At 55.8% G+C, this 18,377-nt stretch carries 18 protein-coding genes; 8 read left to right on the forward strand and 10 right to left on the reverse strand.

Going from position 1 to position 18,377, the window contains the following annotated elements:
• Position 1 precedes the first annotated feature (1 nt).
• Together ACZ51B_RS06645 and ACZ51B_RS06650 are read right to left on the reverse strand one after the other, a co-directional pair.
• Positions 2-553, reverse strand: a complete 552-nt coding sequence (locus ACZ51B_RS06645; protein WP_464296450.1) for a thioredoxin domain-containing protein — start codon at positions 551-553, stop codon at positions 2-4.
• Positions 550-2,463, reverse strand: coding sequence for a serine hydrolase (locus ACZ51B_RS06650; protein WP_464296451.1), 1,914 nt, complete (start codon positions 2,461-2,463; stop codon positions 550-552). The genes ACZ51B_RS06645 and ACZ51B_RS06650 overlap by 4 nt, the downstream gene beginning before the upstream one ends.
• Positions 2,464-2,508: 45 nt before the next feature.
• Between ACZ51B_RS06650 and ACZ51B_RS06655 the strand changes: the two genes are divergently transcribed.
• The 3 genes from ACZ51B_RS06655 (at position 2,509) to ACZ51B_RS06665 (ending at position 4,357) form a co-directional block, all read left to right on the forward strand.
• Positions 2,509-3,072: an RNA polymerase sigma factor gene (locus ACZ51B_RS06655; RefSeq protein WP_464296452.1), complete on the forward strand. Its 564-nt coding sequence runs from the start codon at positions 2,509-2,511 to the stop codon at positions 3,070-3,072.
• On the forward strand, positions 3,073-3,792 hold the full coding sequence (locus ACZ51B_RS06660) for a hypothetical protein (RefSeq protein ID WP_464296453.1): 720 nt from the start codon (positions 3,073-3,075) through the stop codon (positions 3,790-3,792).
• Positions 3,793-4,207: 415 nt separating this feature from the next.
• Positions 4,208-4,357, forward strand: a complete 150-nt coding sequence (locus ACZ51B_RS06665) for a hypothetical protein (protein ID WP_464296454.1) — start codon at positions 4,208-4,210, stop codon at positions 4,355-4,357.
• Positions 4,358-4,376: 19 nt separating this feature from the next.
• Here the strand turns inward: ACZ51B_RS06665 and ACZ51B_RS06670 are convergent, their stop codons facing one another.
• Genes ACZ51B_RS06670 through ACZ51B_RS06705 form a run of 8 tightly spaced genes read right to left on the reverse strand, consistent with a single transcriptional unit; the run spans position 4,377 to position 12,119 of the window.
• Complete coding sequence (locus tag ACZ51B_RS06670) at positions 4,377-5,921, reverse strand: sulfate adenylyltransferase subunit 1 (protein WP_464296455.1); 1,545 nt, start codon at positions 5,919-5,921, stop codon at positions 4,377-4,379.
• Positions 5,921-6,841 (reverse strand): sulfate adenylyltransferase subunit CysD, encoded by a 921-nt coding sequence (cysD, locus tag ACZ51B_RS06675; RefSeq protein ID WP_464296456.1) that lies wholly within the window; start codon positions 6,839-6,841, stop codon positions 5,921-5,923. Before cysD ends, ACZ51B_RS06670 begins: the two co-directional genes overlap by 1 nt.
• An 8-nt stretch (positions 6,842-6,849) precedes the next feature.
• Positions 6,850-8,094, reverse strand: coding sequence for a glutamyl-tRNA reductase (gene hemA, locus ACZ51B_RS06680; protein ID WP_464296457.1), 1,245 nt, complete (start codon positions 8,092-8,094; stop codon positions 6,850-6,852).
• Positions 8,094-8,861 carry a uroporphyrinogen-III C-methyltransferase gene (gene cobA / locus ACZ51B_RS06685; protein WP_464296458.1) on the reverse strand — a complete coding sequence of 256 codons (768 nt, stop codon included), beginning with the start codon at positions 8,859-8,861 and terminating at the stop codon, positions 8,094-8,096. Before cobA ends, hemA begins: the two co-directional genes overlap by 1 nt.
• The gene (locus ACZ51B_RS06690; protein ID WP_464296459.1) at positions 8,858-9,529 is read right to left on the reverse strand and encodes a precorrin-2 dehydrogenase/sirohydrochlorin ferrochelatase family protein; all 672 of its coding nucleotides are present in this window, start codon (positions 9,527-9,529) and stop codon (positions 8,858-8,860) included. The genes cobA and ACZ51B_RS06690 overlap by 4 nt, the downstream gene beginning before the upstream one ends.
• Before the next feature lies 1 nt (position 9,530).
• Positions 9,531-11,114 carry a nitrite/sulfite reductase gene (locus tag ACZ51B_RS06695; RefSeq protein ID WP_464296460.1) on the reverse strand — a complete coding sequence of 528 codons (1,584 nt, stop codon included), beginning with the start codon at positions 11,112-11,114 and terminating at the stop codon, positions 9,531-9,533.
• Between the two features lie 10 nt (positions 11,115-11,124).
• Complete coding sequence (locus tag ACZ51B_RS06700; RefSeq protein ID WP_464296461.1) at positions 11,125-11,871, reverse strand: phosphoadenylyl-sulfate reductase; 747 nt, start codon at positions 11,869-11,871, stop codon at positions 11,125-11,127.
• Between the two features lie 5 nt (positions 11,872-11,876).
• Entirely contained in the window at positions 11,877-12,119 is a 243-nt protein-coding gene (locus ACZ51B_RS06705) for an indolepyruvate ferredoxin oxidoreductase subunit alpha (protein ID WP_464296462.1), read from the reverse strand.
• 415 nt (positions 12,120-12,534) lie between these two features.
• Between ACZ51B_RS06705 and ACZ51B_RS06710 the strand changes: the two genes are divergently transcribed.
• The 5 genes from ACZ51B_RS06710 to nadA all read left to right on the forward strand — a co-directional run bounded on the left by ACZ51B_RS06710 (position 12,535) and on the right by nadA (position 18,208).
• A complete protein-coding gene (locus tag ACZ51B_RS06710; protein WP_464296463.1) occupies positions 12,535-13,308 on the forward strand; it encodes a uroporphyrinogen-III synthase in 774 nt (257 codons plus the stop codon).
• On the forward strand, positions 13,301-14,275 hold the full coding sequence (gene hemB / locus ACZ51B_RS06715) for a porphobilinogen synthase (protein ID WP_464296464.1): 975 nt from the start codon (positions 13,301-13,303) through the stop codon (positions 14,273-14,275). Before ACZ51B_RS06710 ends, hemB begins: the two co-directional genes overlap by 8 nt.
• Complete coding sequence (gene hemL / locus ACZ51B_RS06720) at positions 14,272-15,555, forward strand: glutamate-1-semialdehyde 2,1-aminomutase (protein WP_464296465.1); 1,284 nt, start codon at positions 14,272-14,274, stop codon at positions 15,553-15,555. The genes hemB and hemL overlap by 4 nt, the downstream gene beginning before the upstream one ends.
• A 68-nt stretch (positions 15,556-15,623) precedes the next feature.
• Positions 15,624-16,958 (forward strand): protoporphyrinogen oxidase, encoded by a 1,335-nt coding sequence (hemG, locus tag ACZ51B_RS06725; RefSeq protein WP_464297174.1) that lies wholly within the window; start codon positions 15,624-15,626, stop codon positions 16,956-16,958.
• A 152-nt stretch (positions 16,959-17,110) separates the two neighbouring features.
• Positions 17,111-18,208 carry a quinolinate synthase NadA gene (nadA, locus tag ACZ51B_RS06730; RefSeq protein ID WP_464296466.1) on the forward strand — a complete coding sequence of 366 codons (1,098 nt, stop codon included), beginning with the start codon at positions 17,111-17,113 and terminating at the stop codon, positions 18,206-18,208.
• Positions 18,209-18,377 lie beyond the last annotated feature (169 nt).

Genomic DNA, 18,377 nt, shown 5'->3' on the forward strand with positions numbered 1-18,377 from the left:
TCTAGGGACCATCCTCTGGCAGGATCGCACACCCAATCGCGGGAGCAGTGGCCACCTTCACAGGCTTGCCAGCAGAGAGCGCAACCAGCGCATCCCTCAAATACCTATGTTGAACCTGCGTCTCCGTCACCTTGTCATCCAACCCACCCAAAAACCGCAACCGCATCTGACTATCCAACACCGCAAACACCATCGACTGCTCAACCTTAAACATCCGTCGCAGCCGTCCCTTCTCATCATCCACAAACGTCATGCGCAGCGTCTTCACTTCCGGCAACTCCACCGGATCCATCGGATGCAGCTTCTTCCCCGTTCGCACCCCCGTAAACACAAACCCCTGGGGCTCAAACTCCTTCTGAATCTTCGCAACCCGCGACCGGTAGTAGTAAGTCACCCCGCACTGCTCATTCAAAAAGAACAGAACCGTGCCCTTCTTCCCAACCTTGCTGCTCAAGTCAAACTCGCCAGCCGCCCCAATCTTCTTTAAGCTAAAGTGCAAATCCACCTTGCCCATCATGGGAACCTGAGCCCAAAGCAAGAACAAACCAATCACAGCGTCTGTCTCCTTCCAAGAATGGCTGCCCGAACCACATTGGCAAATTTCCAACTCAGATTGCGGTTTTGCAAAAGGACCAACCCACTTCCAGTCGAAGGCTCAACCCAAAACTGGCAGAAGAATCCGTAAGGCGCTCCGCCTCGATACAATCTGTCTTTCCCGTCTTTCATAAATCCCGCAATCGAAAGATCCGTCCCAATCCTACTCAGCAAAGACGGATCCGATAAAAGTCGATTCGGCCGACCCGCGATGGCCCGACACGCTTCCACCAAGAAACTCCCGAAATCTTCCGCAGTCGTCCACAAACCAGAGTCGGTCACCGGAGAGTAAACGTGAAACCCGTCCAGCACCTCAACCCCATTGTCGTAATGCCCAGCCGCGCGTCCCTTTGGATTTGCGAGATAAACCGAGTGACGCAACCGAAGCGGAGTAAAGATCAAGTCTCGAATCGCCGCGGGAGCAGGTTTGTGAGTCGTCTTCTCCAGCACAACTTCAAGTACAGCCGAATTCAGCGCAGAATTCGTCGGCTCTCCCACATTGGAAGGGTTCCTGAACCGAGGCGAACACACCAAAGAAGCCACACTCTCAGGCTTAACGTCAGGTCGATACCCAGCAAACTTGTAACCCGACGCGCCCGAGGTCCCCTGAAGCAAATCGCGCACAGTGGCACTTTTAGCCACGACAGTCTGACGAGGAAGAAACGCATGAATGGGTTTTTCAAGACTCAGCAATCCCAGATCAACCAATCGCAAAATCGCAAAATCCAACACAACGGAACCCATCGTCCCGGTCTGAAACAGGGTTGTCGCATCAACAGGCACTGAAGTCTGACCGCTCTTCACCCCATAGTAGCGGTTCTCGATCACCTTGCCACCAGCGAGACGAGCCAGAGCCATCCCAGGCACATGATGCGTACGCATCAGATCGGAATAGTCGAGCTCCCCCATCTTCGATGTAGTTGGGGGCATAACCGAAAGAGACGAAGCCGAAAGGGACCGCCCATGCACCTCCCGCGTTCCGTCTGGACCGCGCCACACCCCGGAGACCTTCCCCCCAGAGAACCCAAGATCCCAAGTCCCCGCTCCAAAAGTCGAGTTGCCCGCAACCTTAAAAGATGCCTTCTCTGCATCGAATTTGACATCCACCCCATCCGTAGAATGCTGACCATCAGACATCACCACTTCCTTGTCATGAACCTTCAGGGTGACATAGCAAGGGTTGTCCCGATCCTCGATCTCCAGGCCATAAAGCGCATCTGGAGCCTTCTCCGCGTAGTGAATCCCTACCACCGAAACGCCAACCTGAACCGTATCGCCCACCATCTCATCAGGGATCCCATCACTAATCCCATGCTCCTTCCGGCTCACATCAAACTGAGTGCGAACCACCAGCAGGTCACCCTTAAACTTCCCGTTGGTCCGCTCCTCCGCCCGGCCTGGGAGGTAGGTCGCACTCAAGCTCAGCCGCTTCTTACGAGTGATCCCCCGGCAAGTGAAGTCAGCCAGCACGTCGCCCTTAAACACCGTCGAAGACACGCGCGTTACCTTGACGATCTTTACGATCTTCAAAGTCAGCTTGGGAAACTTCTTCGCATTCAGCGCAAACCCCCGGGCTGTCGCCGTGTACCCCTCATTGGAAAACACCACGCTCTCCGCATCCACCGAAATCGTCCCAGACGCAGTCATCGGCTTTTCCGGATCAAACGAAACACTCCCCGAAATCCCTTTGGCGTATCCAACAATAGGCTCCAGCGGTGAATCCAGCTTGAGACTCACGGCGCTAATCTCCTTGGGATCTTTAAAGTCGAACGTGAGCACCTTCGCAACACTTAGCATGGTGGCAATCAGCAACATATAGTGGAAGTGTCCGCCACCTTCCCAAACCGCACAACCTTTTTCAAAAATCACCTATCCACATCGAAACCAACGGACTCTACTTAAACAGAGGTCGAAATGCCAGCGAGTGTTACCAGTCAAACCAGGAACCATCAAGAGCTGATCCTAGCCGCACAGGCGGGGGATCGCCTCGCTTTTGATGGTCTCGCTCGGCGCTACAGACCCCTCGCGCTTGCCCTCGCTCAGCGACTGCTGAACCGAGACGCAGCCGAAGATGCGGTCCAAGATTCCATGCTCATCGCGTTCAACGCCATCGGCCAACTGGAATCCCCCGAACGCTTCGCACCCTGGTTTGCGGCTGTCATTCGCAACCGATGCCTCCGCCTCGCTCGACAAAACCCAAAGATGGCCTCGCTGGACGACATCCACGAGTACCAACTTGCGGCGCCATGGACCGCCGCCCTCATCGCCCCGCCGCCAGAACTCCCGGAGATCGAGCTTCAGCTCGCACTCCAGCAGCTCCCCAAGGCGACAAGAGAACTCGTACGACTCTACTATTGCGACGGCATGTCCATCGCCGAAATCGCCACCTTTCTGTCACTCCCAGCCACCACGATCAAGTGGCAACTCCATGCAGCAAGGGCCATGCTGCGCAACAAACTGAACTACCAGGAACCCTAAATGAAAGACTCCTACGAACCCATTCGACGCGTTTTAAGAGAGATGGGAGAACTTGCAGAGCAGGCCTCTCTCACCGGCAGCCTCCGATCAGGAAGCCCAAGACTCGCAGAACACTACAACGCCATCGTGGATGAACTCACCTCACAAGAAGCCATCCCAGCCGGCCTATTCAAGCACCTCGACCCACAAACAGTCGAGTACGGCGAGATCGGTGTCGACGCCCGCATGCTCATGGCCTACCTCCCAGGAGACAAGGACAAGCGAAAAGGTCGCAGATTCGACTTTGAAAACGACTCAGAAAGCAACGGAAACGCGTTTAGCAACATCATAGCGCTCGCCCCATTCCTACAGTCTCAAGACCTAGCCGTGCTAGTGCAAGAGAAACTGGCAGAAGGAAACAGCATCGCCGAGGGCCTCCTCCCAGCTCTAGCCCCATTCCTAGACAGCCGAACCCTAAGCGAAATCATCCGCAACCGCCCCAAACCCACACCCCCACAGCCCCCTCAGTCGACCCCCGAGCCACCTAAACCCCCAGAACCCAAAGCAGAAGCCCCTCATGAAACAGCCCTAGCCACCACCACCCCATCCCGAGAAACCCTGCAACATCTAGCCACCCAACTCTCCGACCCCAACCTCACCGAAGCCGAAAGAGCAAACATTGGCCTAGAACTAGCCAAAATAGCCCACGAAATCGCCTCGGTAAACCACTTCGGCGAATAAAAAAACACCTTCCGGCCCCTTTCCTTTCGTCCCCGAGAGGAAAGGCGGGGATAGGAGAGTCCGGCTGCTTAGCAAAATCCACGAACTCCTCGCTCTGAGTCTTTCCTTTCGATCCCCAAAGAGGCAACACCACCAACGTCAGAACCCTCTCCCTCATCCGTGAGGGACGAGGGCGGGTGAGGGTGGACAACTTATCAATCTGTGCACTGAGCCTATTTCGTCAGACACTCATCTTGATGCTGCGCAGGTCCAAGACGATTGTCTCAAGATTTGGGCCGCATCTAGAACCGCCCTCTCCCCAGCCCCGAATGGGGTGCTCCGTGCGAGCGAAGGACGCAGTCCTGGTATCGAACCAGCCACCAACCCCAAGCGCTGCAAGCACGCTCCCCATCCCCTCCCAAGCATCCCGAATGGGATGCCAGAAAGTAGCAACGGGTCGCTAGACCCGTTGAAAGCCCACCAAGAACCGCACCCCGAAAGGGTGCCAGAAGCCACCAACCCTCAACGAAACCCAACCCCTCCGAAAGGTCCAACAGACCGGCATATCAACAGCCCAGTGGCGTAAGACCTGGGAAAGCCCCTAACTACTCAACAACCCCGCTAGCATCCGCTAACCAAATCCACCCAGACAACGGACCGTCCGACTCCGCAATCACCGTGATCCCGTTCTGAGCAAACAACTGCCCGACATGCTTCACCTGATCCAAACTAAAACCGGCCGCCACCAAAGCGTCCGCATCAATCCGAGCGGTCCTAGCCCCCTGAAACTCCAACGCACTCTGAATCTCAGGTGCCGTCGCACGAGACGTATTCACCAAGTGGCCCTTCCGCGCCGCTCGCTTACTCGACTTCGATAGCAACGGCGTCCGAACCATCCCGGCCGCAACCGGCACGTTCGTCACCGGGTCGATCAGCACAAAGCTGCCGGTCACACGGTTCTCGCCATAGGAGTCCAACACCAAAGGCTTCGCCGTCGAAATCTCAATATCCCCAATCTCATTCAACTGCAGCGTCTCAACAGACTCCCGATCAAGCGTCTCAATGTTCAATCGAGACCCAACCGACTGCACAAACGCATTCACCTCTCGAGTCGTCGACCGCACCACATAGTTGCGATCCAAACCAAGAGGCTCCTCGCTCATCCAACAAACCAGAGCATCAAAATGACTGCTGACCGTCACCTCATCCGAGGCGCTCACCAACAAATCCCCTCGGCTGATATCGATCTCGTCGTCTAGCGTAATCACAACCGAATCGCCAGGACCCGCCACCGGTAGAGCTCCGTCGGCATCCAAAACCTCTTTCACCTTGCTTCGCTGGCCACGGGGTAACACAACCAACTCATCCCCCGCACGGACCTCGCCCGAGGCGATTCGCCCGGCAAACCCACGGAAGTTCTGGTTCGGTCGAATCACACACTGAACAGGGAACCGAAACGCCTCAGAAACCGCCTCGCGAGCATGAGGAACCGTCTCTAGATAATCAAGCAACGCAGGCCCGCTATACCAAGGCGTATGCTCACTCCTCGTCACCACGTTATCGCCATTCAAGGCAGAAATGGGAATCGTGTCGTAAACCTGAACGTCCAACCGACGGGCCAACTCCTTAAAGTCAGCCTCAATCTTCTTGAATACCTCCTCGGAGTAATCCACCAAGTCAATCTTATTGACAGCCAACAAAACCCGAGGCACCCTCAGCAGCGAGGCAATCGCCGTATGCCGCCGAGACTGACTCAAAAGCCCCTTCCGAGCATCCACCAAGATAATCGCAATGTCCGCAGTCGAAGCGCCGGTCACCATGTTGCGGGTGTACTGCGCATGCCCCGGCGTGTCGGCAATGATAAACCGCCGACGCGACGTCCCGAAGTAACGGTAAGCCACGTCAATGGTGATCTGCTGCTCCCGCTCTGCTCGCAAGCCATCCGTCAGCAAGGCAAGGTTGATCTCGCCGTCATCCGTCGTGCTGGCCCGCTGAACCGCCTCCAACTGATCATCCGGGATCGCCCGCGAGTCATAAAGCAGACGACCAATCAGCGTGCTCTTCCCGTCGTCCACGCTTCCCGCAGTAGAGATGCGAAGCACGTCCAACAAACCATCCGCGTCCACAGGCCGCAATTCAGTAGCGCTCATCAGAAATACCCCTGCTTCTTTCGATCTTCCATCGCAGCCTCAGATCGCTTGTCATCCCCGCGAGTATTCCGCTCCGTCACGCGAGAAAGTTTCAGCTCCTCAATCACTTCCTCAATATTCGAAGCCGTCGACTCCACCGCACCCGTACAGGTTGCGTCCCCAATCGTTCGGAACCTAACCACCCGCTGCTCAACCTTCTCACCTGGCAAGGCGTAGGTGTGTGGCGTGTCCGCATAAAGAACGCCGTCCCGCAAAATCACGTCCCGCTTGTGGCTGTAGTAGATGTCAGGCAAGTCGATGTTCCGCGCGCCAATGTAACGCCAAATATCTAACTCGGTCCAGTTGCTCAATGGGAAGATACGGAAGTGCTCCCCCAAGTTCTTACGACCGTCAAACAGGTTCCAAATCTCAGGTCGCTGATTCTTCGGATCCCACTGCCCAAACCGATCCCGGTGCGAAAAGAACCGCTCCTTCGCCCGAGCTTTCTCCTCATCCCGCCGCGCACCACCCAGCGCCGCATCCACCTTCAACTCGCTCAATGCACCCAACAGTGTCGGTGTTTGCAAACCGTTCCGGCTAGGATGTGGCCCAGACTCCTCCACCAGCTTCCCAGCATCAATCAGATCCTGCACCTTCCGCACCACCAGATCCGCATTCAACTCCGCCACCATCCGGTCGCGAAACTCCAACGTCTCCGGGAAGTTGTGTCCGGTGTCAATGTGGATCAAAGGAAACGGAATCCGAGCCGGCGCAAAAGCCCGCGCGGCCAAATGCGTCAAAACAATCGAGTCCTTGCCACCCGAAAACAGAATGGCGGGCCGCTCAAACTGCCCAAACGCTTCCCGAATCACATAGATCGCTTCGGATTCAAGAGCCTTCAGGCCCGCATCGAGTTCAATCATCTGAAGTTGCTTTAACATCTTATTCTTTAAGAGGCACTCACCCCAAACAGTCGCGCAGCCGTCGAGAGCGCCTCGGCATCTCCCGCAAGCGACCGCATCTCTGTCACAGGTTGATGAAGGATTCGATCCACTAGCCTCGATGCGAATATTTCTAAAGCCTTCTGTTGAGAGTCATCAAGATGACCAAGTTTGGAGAGAGCCCAATCCAGCTGCTCTCGCTTAATACTATCCGCCCGCTGATGAAGCGCCGAAATCACCTGAATAGCAGGCCGCTCTCCCACAGAACGCAAATAGCTCCTAAAATCGTTCTCCACCAGCTCATCCGCCTGAGCAACCTGCGCCAAACGCAACTTATGATTCCCATAAGCCTGCTCCGCCAACTGGTCAACGTTCACCACGGATACTCCCTCAAGCTTCACCACAGCAGGATCAACTGCCGAAGGAACCGAGAGATCGATTATACGTAAGGGTTTTCGAGAATCGCGGTCCAGAACTGCTTCAGAGCTGATGAGAGGATTTTGAGCATGGGTTGCCAGAAAAATGACTTCGAGTCCTGCAAGTTGGGATCGGAGTTCGGATGTGTGGATGGCATCGGCGTGATACTCCTTAGCGAGATGGCGAACACGTTGAGGATCGCGACTATAGATGACGAGCCGTCCCACCGGGAGCCTCTTCAACTCCTTGAGAACCCGTTGGGCCATATCGCCAGAGCCAACAATGGCGACCGTCTTATCAGAAAAGTCGGGCTCCCCGCCCAGCGCCTCGCGAACGGCAAGAGACCCAACCGAAACCACGTGCTGCCCCAACTGCGTGTGGGTGCGCACGTGCTTCCCCGTCCGGATCGCCTCATTCAAAAGGCGATCAAGCTTGGGACCCACCATTCCGCACTGCTTCGCATGTTTCCAAGCCCGCCGAATCTGCCCCTGAATCTCGTTCTCGCCCAGCACCTTGGAATCAAGCCCGCTGGTCACACGAAACAGGTGCAAAGCCGCGTCTGCGTCACTCTTCCGATATAAGTGGCTAAAGAACGAGGAATCGACCTCCTTCCGGTGAAGGTTGATCGCCTGAAATACAGCCGACTCACTCTCCGCCACCACGTAAAACTCCGTCCGGTTACAGGTCGAGATGGCAATCGCCTCCTCAACCCCGTTGGAACGCAAAGAACCATAGACCGCCTCTACAGCCGAAGGATCCAAAGCAAACTTTCCGCGCAGTTCAAGAGGAGCCGTCTGGTGGCTCATGCCGACCAGTCTTAAAGATTGAAGAGGCATTAAGCCGGCACCTCCTGCAGAGCCTGAGCGTAACTCAACAATTCTGTCCGAACCCGCACGCAATCACCCACCACAATCACCGAAGGAGACTCCACTCCAACCGACTTCGAGACGATATCGGCCAAAGTAGCAACCACCACTTCCTGCGTAGGCAAGGTTCCGCGCGAAACAATCGCAATCGGCGTGTCCTCAGCCTTTCCAAACTGCACTAGCTTGCTCACAATCGTCGGAAGCCGCTCAACCCCCATCAGAAACACCGCCGTCGAAATAGCCGCCGCCGCCTTCCAATGGTTCTCGTCCAACCCGCCCAGCTCTTTCTCATGGCCGGTAAATACCGCAAATGCCGTCGAAAGCCCTCGGTGAGTCACCGGAATCCCCGCCGCAGCAGGAACCGAGATCGAAGAGCTCACACCCGAGATCACCTGATAAGGCACCCCGGCCTCCGCAAGAGCCAAAGCTTCCTCGCCCCCGCGCCCAAACACGAACGGATCCCCGCCCTTCAACCGCACTACGGTCTTCCCAAGCTTGGCCTCTTCAATCAGCCGCTCATGTATGTTCAGCTGCCGTCCGCCGCCTTCATCCCCAGGCTTCCGGCCGTGGTACTCACAGACCGCATGAAGCGGTGCGTAAGTCAGAAACAGCGGATTCACCAGCCGGTCGTACAAAACAACATCCGCCTGCCGCAACGCATTCACCGCGCCCACCGTGATCAAATCAGGATCACCAGGCCCAGCACCTACCAAGAAAACCTTTCCAACCTGCTTCATGAAGCCCTCTGTGTCTGTTTCTCAGCAGCCTGATCCAGCAAACGATTCATCTCCATATCCGCCTCGTGTCGCCGACCAGCAGCGAGATGAGGCACAACGTCTGAGTCCAAAACACCTTCCCAAAACGCCTTGCGAACTGCAAAACCATCAATCTTCTGTTTCACCGCGGGCCGCCAATCGCCCAGATACTCGGTCAACTCCGCCACTTCCGGCCCCAACATCTCATGCGTGATTCGGTCCCGAATGCGCTGAGCAAGAGCAGGGCTACAACCCGCGGAAGACACAGCAATCTGCAAAGGCCCAGACCGAGTGGTCGCCGCCAAAATAAAGTTGCAGTTCGCCGGGTCATCCACCGCGTTGGACAACTTCTTCATGTCGTCCCCCACCGCAAAGATCTCCCGGTTCACCGCACGGTCATCAGTCGCCCCAATCACCAGGAACGCCTCATCCACATCGCTCACTAAAAATTCACGCTGAATCCACTCGAAGGCACCCTTCTCATAAAGCTCCTGCATCTCATGGTTCAAGGCAGGCGACACAACCCGAATCGTCGCCTCACCTTTCAGCAATCCATTCACCTTTTCTGCCGCGATTTTCCCACCACCCACCACAAGACACAGCTTGTGAGCAAGGTTCAGAAACACGGGGTAGTAGGTGGTGTAAGCCATCTCAATCGGCTCCCTGCGCGAACGCAACCCCCATGAGCTGAGCCAGTTCGCTGTCCGAGCTGCGGTCCACAAAGTCGCTGAAATCCTCTTCCGGATCCTTCTTCTCCTGGTAACCGTTCAGCAAGTTCTCAATCATGAACTTCACCTCAGTCGCAGGCACCTTCCGCTGAATCGGCCGTACAAACTTGGCATCCCGCCCCAGGCGACCACCCAGTGAAATGTCGTAACCATCCACCTTGTCCGTGCCCTGCTTTACAATGCACCCCTGAAGCCCAATGTCCCCAATGTGGTGCTGACCGCAAGAGTTGGGGCATCCATTCAAGTTGATGCGAATCGGCTCGTTGATGCTGACCTTGTCATCCAGATAATCCACGATGTCGATCAGCAGCTTCTTAGTCTCAGTAAGCGCTAAGTTGCAGAACTCACTGCCCGTGCACGAAACCGCCGCCCGCCGAATCGGAGTCGCGTGAGGGTTGAACCCAGCCTCGCGCAGCTTAGAAACAAACTCATCCAGCCGCGCTTCAGCAACGCCGGGGAAGATCAAGTTCTGCTGGTTAGTCGTACGAAGCGTCCCATCGCCATACTCCTCGGAAAGATCAGCCGCAGCCAAAACCTGCTTGCCAGTCATGCGACCCGTGATGACCGTCACACCCACCCAGAACAGCCCAGGTTGCTTCTGAGCATTGATGCCCAGGTGGTCATTGAAGTTCTTCACCGGATCCAATACATCCAGCGCAGGCTCCGGACTCCAGTCCAACAGCGCCCGCACTTCCTGCTCGAACTTCTCAATTCCCCAGTCCGCAACCAAGAACTTGATGCGTGCCCGCTTCCGGTTGTCCCGATAACCATGGTCTCGGTACACCTCGGTCACCGCACGGAACACATCCACCAACTTCTCAGCAGGCACAAACATGTTCATCTGCTTCGCAAAGTGAGGCCGAGCCGAAAGCCCACCACCCACCCGAACATGGAACCCGTTGATGACCTCACCACTTGGCAACGTCTTCTGAACCCCCGTCGCCGCGATGTCATTAATCTCTGGCTGAGCACAGTGTAGAGGGCAAGCCGTAACCGCCAGCTTGTACTTGCGCGGAAGATCCGAGAACTCCTTGTTGTTCAAGAAATACTCATGCACCGCATCCACATACGGTTGAGCATCAAACAGCTCGTGAGGATTGATCCCCGAAACACCGCACCCAGTCACGTTGCGCGGGATGTCACCACAAGCGCCCGAGGTCGTAATCCCCACCGAGTCCAACAACCGAAACACCTCGGGGATGTCCTCAATCGTCAGCCAGTGGAACTGAAAATTCTGGCGTGTCGTGATGTCCGTAATGCCACGCGCAAACCGCTCCGTAATCTCACCAATCACACGAGCCTGAGCACTCGTCAACTCACCGCCCGGGATCTTCACCCGAAGCATAAAGTGACCGACATTCGGCTTCTGCTGATACAGCCCCGACCAGCGGAACCGCACCATATCATCGGGATCGATACTGTCAAACCCGGTCTTCGCATACTGGAGGAGGTCGTCATAAACATCCAAACCGTCCTTCTCTTTTTTGATTCTCTCTACTTCGTTCATGATTCTCTCCTCAAGATTTGCGTGCGTGCAAACCGCACTCCTTATGGTCAGCAGACTCCCACCACCAACGCCCCGCGCGAAGGTCCTCGCCTTCCTTTACCGCCCGAGTACACGGAGCACATCCGATGCTCGGGAATCCACGGTCGTGCAGGGAGTTGTAAGGCACATCGTTCGCTCGGATGTATTCCCAAACCTGCTCCTGCGACCAATCCGCCAACGGGTTCAACTTCAAAATCCCCCCGCTGCTCGCGTCGATCTCGATCTTCTCCAAACTCACGCGGGTCACCGACTGCTCGCGTCTTAACCCCGTAATCCAGCCCGCTGCGCCCTGCAAAGCACGCTGCAACGGCTCCACTTTCCGAATAAAACAACACTCCTTCCGGTTCTCAATCGACTCATAAAACGAATGAGTCCCTTTAGCAGCAATCAACTCACTCAGCGGCTTCCCATCTGGGTGATAAGTCTCAAACACAACCCCATACCGAGTTCGCAGCCGATCCAAAACCTCATAGGTCTCCTCGTGCAGCCGACCTGTGTCCAGCACAAAAACACGCGCACCGATATCGGCCTTCACAATCAAATCGAGAAGTGCCACATCCTCCGCGCCAAAGCTGCACGCATACCGAAGCCCCGACCCAAACCGACCCGCAGCCCATTGCAAAAGCTCCAGAACTGAGCTCTCACGAAACCGATTGTTAAGCGGACCCAACTCCTCCGGCGAGAGAGGGTGAGAAGAATTGATTTCAGAAATAGACATAAGCCTTAGCTGAGACTCGCACTCAGCTCAATGTTCTTGGCAATGAAGTGCTTCCAGTTCTCCGGCACCTCTTCCTGAATAAAAATGGCGTTCACCGGACACTCCGGCTCGCAAAGACCGCAGTCAATGCACTCGTCGGGATTGATGACCACCATCTCATCCGACTCGTAAATGCAGTCCACAGGGCACACCTGCATGCACGCCTTATCTTTCACTCCAATACATGGCTCAGTCACAACGTAGGGCATGGGTTTCTCTGGACCAAGCGGCACGTCTTGAGGGCCGACGGCCTAAAATCTTGATCCGCATTTAATGTACCCCTGTAAAAGAGAATAAAGAAGATCAACTAATATAGTTTATCAACTACACCTAATATTGTTATACGCAGCCACCGGTAACGCCCGTTTCGTTAAGCCAGAACGCGCAACATCAGAGCAAAACATGAGTCCGTCTTGGGTTCAACCAGGCCGCAACATGAACTTTTTGTAGTTGGATCAGACAGGAACAAGATTCGTCAAATCGGTATAAACAAGCGCCATCCCAGTGGTGCAACCTAATAATCTAGTCGAGCAGTCAACTATTTGAATTCTCGGCAAACTGGTACGTTACAAGCATGTTCCGAGTGCAAACATCACCGCCGATTCCATCCGCAAGGAGGCGCGCATGACCGCAGTATTGCGAGGAAGAACCGTCATGATCACCCGCCCAGAACGGCAGTCGAAAGAGCTGATCGACCGCATCCAAGCGCTAGGCGGAACCACACTTCTCACCCCCGCAATCGAGATCCAAGCCCCCGAAGACTTCAAAGATATCGACGAGGCACTGAAGAACCTCCCCACCTTCGATTGGGTCGTTCTCACCAGCGTAAACGGTGTCGATTCAATGCTCGACCGCATGAACGCCCTCGGTATCCCACAAGAACACCTGAGCCAACGAAAAATAGCGGTAGTCGGATCAGCCACCGCCCGAACCCTCACTGCAAGACTCAGACAACCCGACGCCATCCCCAACGCCTACAACTCGGACGCCATCGTACAAGTCCTAGGTGAAGTGGCAGGGAAGAACATCCTCCTCCCCAGAGCCAACATGGCAAGAAAAGAGATCGTGGAGAACCTCCAAAAGTTAGGGGCCAACACAACGGAACTCTCCACGTACCAAATCATCGAAAACCAGTTCGACATCCCCGCAAACACTCCAACGCCCGACTTCATCACACTCACCAGCTCGGCCGTCACCACCTACACGCTGAACAACCTCAAGCGCCTCGGATTGGCCCACTGGTTCACAGAATCTCAACTCATCTCAATCGGCCCGATCACCACCGAAACCATAAGAGAACTAGGTTTTAAAGAAGCCGCCGAAGCAACAGAAGCAACCATCCCCGGCCTCGTAAACTGCCTCATCGAAAGGGCAACCGGAGAACCAAGCCATGCATAACCGACTCAGACGACTCCGAACCACGCCATCCCTCAGGCGACTCGTGCGTGACGTTCACATCCGACCTGAAAACCTGATCTATCCGATCTTCGTCACGGAAGGAAATGACCTGGAGCCGATCTCCTCCATGCCTGGCCAGTTCCGCTACCCACTCGCCAAACTCCCAACCTTCGTCAAGTCAATCACCGAGTCAGGCATCGGCGGGGTCCTCCTTTTCGGACTCCCAACCACCAAAGACGAAAACGCCTCCCAAGCCTACGCCCCCAACGGGGTAGTACAGCGGGCCATCCAAGAAATCAAATCAGCCACGCCAGAAACAGTCGTCATTACCGACGTCTGCCTATGCGCCTACACCAATCACGGTCACTGCGGCGTCATCGAAGGACAAAGTCTCAATCAAGAGAAAACCCTCCCCCTCCTTGCCAAAGTAGCCCTCTCCCACGCCCAAGCAGGCGCCGACATCGTAGCTCCGAGCTCTATGATGGATGGCCAGGTCGGCGCGATCCGGCAAGCACTAGACGCCGAAGGCTTCGTCGAAACCGCAGTCATGGCCTACAGCGCCAAATTCTCCTCCGGATTCTACGGCCCCTTCCGAGAAGCAGCAGACTCCGCACCCTCCTTCGGAGACCGAGCCAGCTACCAACACGACTACGCCCAATCCCGCCACGCCGCCCGCGAACTGGAAGCCGACATCGATGAAGGTGCCGACATCCTCATGGTCAAGCCAGCACTCGCCTACCTCGACATCATCCAGACCGCCCGCAACATCAGCGACCTCCCCATCGCCGCCTACTCCGTCAGCGGCGAATACTCAATGATCAAAGCCGCCGCCGAGAAAGGCTGGCTCGACGAAAAGAAAATTGTTATGGAAACGCTCACATCCATCAAACGAGCCGGAGCAGATCTTATCATTACGTACTATGCACCGGAAGTCACAAAGTGGCTCCAAGAGGGAACTGTCTCGTGATCCGAGCAAACTCTGAAAAGCTGTATGAAGAAGCCTGCCTCCTCATCCCTGGCGGCGTCAACAGCCCGGTTCGTGCCTTTAAAGGCGTCGGCGGAACTCCAGTCTTCTTCGAGAATGCCCAAGGCGCTTACCTAACCGACGTCGATGGCAACAAGTATGTCGACTACGTCTGCTCATGGGGAGCCATCATCCACGGCCACGCCGACCCCAGCATCCAAACGGCCATCCTAGATGCCGCCTCCCACGGCACCAGCTACGGTGCACCTCACGCCGGAGAAGTCGCCCTCGCCCGCGAAGTCTGCCAGCGAATGCAACTGGACCTAGTCCGCTTCGTAAACTCCGGCACCGAAGCAACCCTCAGCGTCATCCGCCTCGCCCGCGCAGCCACCAACCGCAAAAAGATCCTCAAATTCGAAGGTTGCTACCACGGCGCAGTCGATAGCCTCCTCGCCAAAGCAGGCTCAGGAGTCGCAACGCTTGGAATCCCCGACAGCGCAGGCGTCAACCAAGAAGTTACTCAAGACACGGTTCTCGCCACTTACGGGAGTATCGAGAGCGTCGAACAAGCGTTCCAACAAAACCCAACTTCCATCGCAGCCATCCTCGTAGAACCCATCGCAGGAAACATGGGCTACATCGACCCCGGCCAGCCCTTCCTCCAAGCCCTGAGAGAAATCGCAACCCAATACGGCGCTCTCCTCATATTTGATGAAGTCATGACAGGCTTCCGAGTAGGACCCGCAGGCGTATCCGGAACCTCGGCCGTAAAGCCGGATCTGGTCTGCCTCGGCAAGGTGATTGGTGGCGGTTTACCTGTGGGTGCATACGGCGGACGAAAAGATTTAATGAATCATATAGCCCCCATGGGTACCGTCTATCAAGCTGGAACGCTCTCCGGAAATCCGCTCGCGATGGCCGCCGGATTGAAAGCACTTCAAAAACTTGATGAAAGTGCTTACAATACGCTCAACATGCTCTCTGAGCAACTCACTGCCGGTATCAAGCAGGCCTTCGAGAGGACAGGAACTCCTGGCCAAGCCCTGTCTTGTGGCGGAATGCTAGGCATCTACTTCAGCCCCACCCCTATTAGAAACTTCGACGAAGCCCAAACCACCGATAAAGCACGGTACGCCAAGCTATTTCACGCAATGCTCGATAAAGGGTTTTACTTGCCCCCAAGCGCGTTGGAGGCGTGGTTTATCACTACATCACACACTTCATCAGACATCAAAAACACTTGCGCAGCTTTTGAAGAATCGTTGCGTGAAACTTCAACGTAATTATCACGTTCAACTCTGGCCAACACCATGAATCGAAAAGGAAAGAAACTGTTAGAGGTAGTCGGCCAATCATGAAACGAAGAATTGCAATTATTGGCGGTGGCATCACCGGATTAACTGCTGCCTACTACCTTCAAAAACGAGACGACTGTGAAGTCACTCTTATCGAGGCTTCGTCCCGTCTCGGCGGAAAAATCCACACCATCGAGGCGGACGGCGATCTCCTAGAGTTCGGTGCAGACTCCTTCTTCACCCGAAAACCCTGGACCGTGGAACTAGCCAACGAACTCGGTCTCAAAGAGCAGATCGTCCAACCCCTCACCCGGCAATCCTCAGTCCTGCGAGACGGCAAGCTCTACACAGTCCCCGGAGGTCTGGTCACCCTCACCTACCTCCACCCAGAAGAACTACCCTCCCTCAAATTCCTTAGCCCAGAAGGCCTGGCCGCCGTCCAAGCAGAACCCACCGTCCCTAAAACAACCGAACCCGATGAATCCCTAGCCTCCTTCTTCCGACGCCGACTAGGACGCGAGTTCTCCAGATACATCGCCGAACCCCTCCTAGCAGGTACCCATGCCGGCGACCCCATGCGCCTCAGCATGAGAGCGCTCTACCCACGCTACTGGGCACTGGAGCAAGAATTCGGCAGCCTCACAGCAGGCATGCACCAACCACACGATCACAAAGAAATCCGCTCCGCCTACGCAAGCTTCAAGCTCGGCATGGAGCAGCTCACCACAGCCCTCTCAACAGCGCTCACCACCACCGAAGTCCTCCTCGACACCAGCATCGACACCGTCTACTTCGACGAAGGTGTCAAGGTCAACGGACGCACCTTCGATCAAACTCTCCTCGCAGTCCCAGCCCCCATCTCCGCCCGACTGCTCCAAGCCTTCAACCCAGAAGCCTCCAAGCTCCTGCGCTCCGTCCGACACTGCTCCTCCGCCGTCATCAATATGACCTTCGAAAACGTGCCGGAAGGCATGTTGCAAGGAACCGGCATCCTTGTCCCCTATAACCCTGACGATCTCGTTGTTGACGCCAGCTGGAGCACCCAAAAGTGGCCCGGACGATCCGCACACGGCCACACCATCATCCGCTCCGTACTCGGAAGAGATGGCGGCCTCTCGGTCAAAGAGTTCGACGACGACCAACTCGCCAACTTTGCCTATAGAAAAGTGCAAGAGTTCTATCCCGAACTCCCCCGCCCAACCAGCCAAACCGTCCAACGCTGGCACGACGCCCTCCCTCAATACGAACTAGGTCACATCGAAAAAATCGACGCCATCGAAGCAGAACTCAAACCGTTTTCGATCCACCTGGCAGGAGCCTCCTACCGCGGAATCAGCATCGCCGAGTGCGTGAGACAAGGACGCGAGTTCGCCCTATCCGTCGCCGGGTGAGCCGAACATACACCGCGAAGCGTATAATAAAGGGAAGACGTAGACAACATCCCCGTCGGCAAAAACCGACTGTATACGTCTGAGTGGCCCTGCACCTGCAGAGTCCACGCCCAAAGCGATCACACGCTGCAAGAGTTGGAGTTAAGAGAAATATGTATCAGGCACCTCTCCCCAAGGAGTACGCCGACCTCACCCCAGAAGAGGCCGACGCGCGGATCGTTGCAGCCAAGCAACAACTAGGAAAACGACTCGTCATCCTAGGCCACCACTACCAGCGCGACGAAATCATCAAACACGCCGACTACCGTGGCGACAGCTACAAACTGGCCAAAGATGCAGCCCTAGTCCCCGATGCCGACTTCATCGTCTTCTGCGGCGTCCACTTCATGGCCGAAAGCGCCGACATCCTAACCCAAGATCACCAAAAAGTGATCCTCCCCAACCTAGCCGCAGGATGCTCCATGGCCGACATGGCAAACCTCTTCCAAGTCCGAAACTGCTGGAAGCAACTCGAGCAAGTTCTAGGTACCGCCACCACCATCATCCCAGTCACCTACATCAACTCCGCCGCCAACCTCAAAGCCTTCGTAGGCGAAAAAGACGGCACCGTCTGCACCTCCACCAACGCCCCAACCGCCGTCAAATGGGCCCTGGAGCAAGGCGACAAAGTCCTCTTCTTCCCAGACCAACACCTAGGACGCAACACCGGAGCCCGCCTAGGCTACGACCCCGAAACCGAAATGTGCGTCTGGGACCCCTTCAAACCCATGGGTGGCAACGACGAAGAAACTCTCAAAAGAGCAAAGTTCATCCTCTGGAAAGGCCACTGCTCAGTCCACGCCAGATTCAGCATCGAACAGATCGAAAAAGCCCGCCGTGAACACCCCGAAGTCCAAGTCCTAGTCCACCCCGAGTGCGCCCTAGAAGTCGTCAAAGCCTCCGACCTAAACGGCTCCACCGAATTCATCATCAAAACCATCGAAGCAGCCCAACCCGGCACCACCTGGGCAGTCGGCACCGAGATCAACCTAGTCAACCGCCTAGCCACCGAGCACCCAGACAAAACCATCTTCTGCCTAGACCCCCAAATCTGCCCCTGCTCCACCATGTACCGAATCCACCCCAGCTTCCTTTGCTGGACCCTAGAAAACCTGGTAGCAGGAAACATAGTAAACGAAATCACCGTCCCCCCAAAGGTCAAGCACTTCGCCTCCCTCTCCCTCCAAAGAATGCTCACCGTCTGCGCATAGAACCCGAAGCCCTCTCTCCCAAGCTCTCCGGAACTTGGGGGAGAGAGCTGGAGTGAGGGGGGAAAACCTATCAAATACCGACTCGCCTTCCAATTTAAAGGGAAGTCATACACATTCAAAGCGCCCAATTCCCAACCATCTCTGACCGGGGGCTTGGGAGTAGAGGACA

The organism is Fimbriimonas sp. LA-C6 (assembly GCF_055398105.1).

Excerpts from the sequence above, each read along its gene's own strand:
- hemA (WP_464296457.1), bottom strand. The coding sequence starts at position 8,094 with ATGCCTCTTCAATCTTTAAGACTGGTCGGCATGAGCCACCAGACGGCT.
- ACZ51B_RS06695 (WP_464296460.1), bottom strand. The coding sequence starts at position 11,114 with ATGAACGAAGTAGAGAGAATCAAAAAAGAGAAGGACGGTTTGGATGTT.
- ACZ51B_RS06670 (WP_464296455.1), bottom strand. The coding sequence starts at position 5,921 with ATGAGCGCTACTGAATTGCGGCCTGTGGACGCGGATGGTTTGTTGGAC.
- nadA (WP_464296466.1), top strand. The coding sequence starts at position 17,111 with ATGTATCAGGCACCTCTCCCCAAGGAGTACGCCGACCTCACCCCAGAA.
- ACZ51B_RS06660 (WP_464296453.1), top strand. The coding sequence starts at position 3,073 with ATGAAAGACTCCTACGAACCCATTCGACGCGTTTTAAGAGAGATGGGA.
- cysD (WP_464296456.1), bottom strand. The coding sequence starts at position 6,841 with ATGTTAAAGCAACTTCAGATGATTGAACTCGATGCGGGCCTGAAGGCT.
- ACZ51B_RS06690 (WP_464296459.1), bottom strand. The coding sequence starts at position 9,529 with ATGGCTTACACCACCTACTACCCCGTGTTTCTGAACCTTGCTCACAAG.
- hemB (WP_464296464.1), top strand. The coding sequence starts at position 13,301 with ATGCATAACCGACTCAGACGACTCCGAACCACGCCATCCCTCAGGCGA.
- ACZ51B_RS06705 (WP_464296462.1), bottom strand. The coding sequence starts at position 12,119 with ATGCCCTACGTTGTGACTGAGCCATGTATTGGAGTGAAAGATAAGGCG.
- ACZ51B_RS06700 (WP_464296461.1), bottom strand. The coding sequence starts at position 11,871 with ATGTCTATTTCTGAAATCAATTCTTCTCACCCTCTCTCGCCGGAGGAG.
- ACZ51B_RS06665 (WP_464296454.1), top strand. The coding sequence starts at position 4,208 with ATGCCAGAAAGTAGCAACGGGTCGCTAGACCCGTTGAAAGCCCACCAA.
- ACZ51B_RS06655 (WP_464296452.1), top strand. The coding sequence starts at position 2,509 with ATGCCAGCGAGTGTTACCAGTCAAACCAGGAACCATCAAGAGCTGATC.
- ACZ51B_RS06710 (WP_464296463.1), top strand. The coding sequence starts at position 12,535 with ATGACCGCAGTATTGCGAGGAAGAACCGTCATGATCACCCGCCCAGAA.
- cobA (WP_464296458.1), bottom strand. The coding sequence starts at position 8,861 with ATGAAGCAGGTTGGAAAGGTTTTCTTGGTAGGTGCTGGGCCTGGTGAT.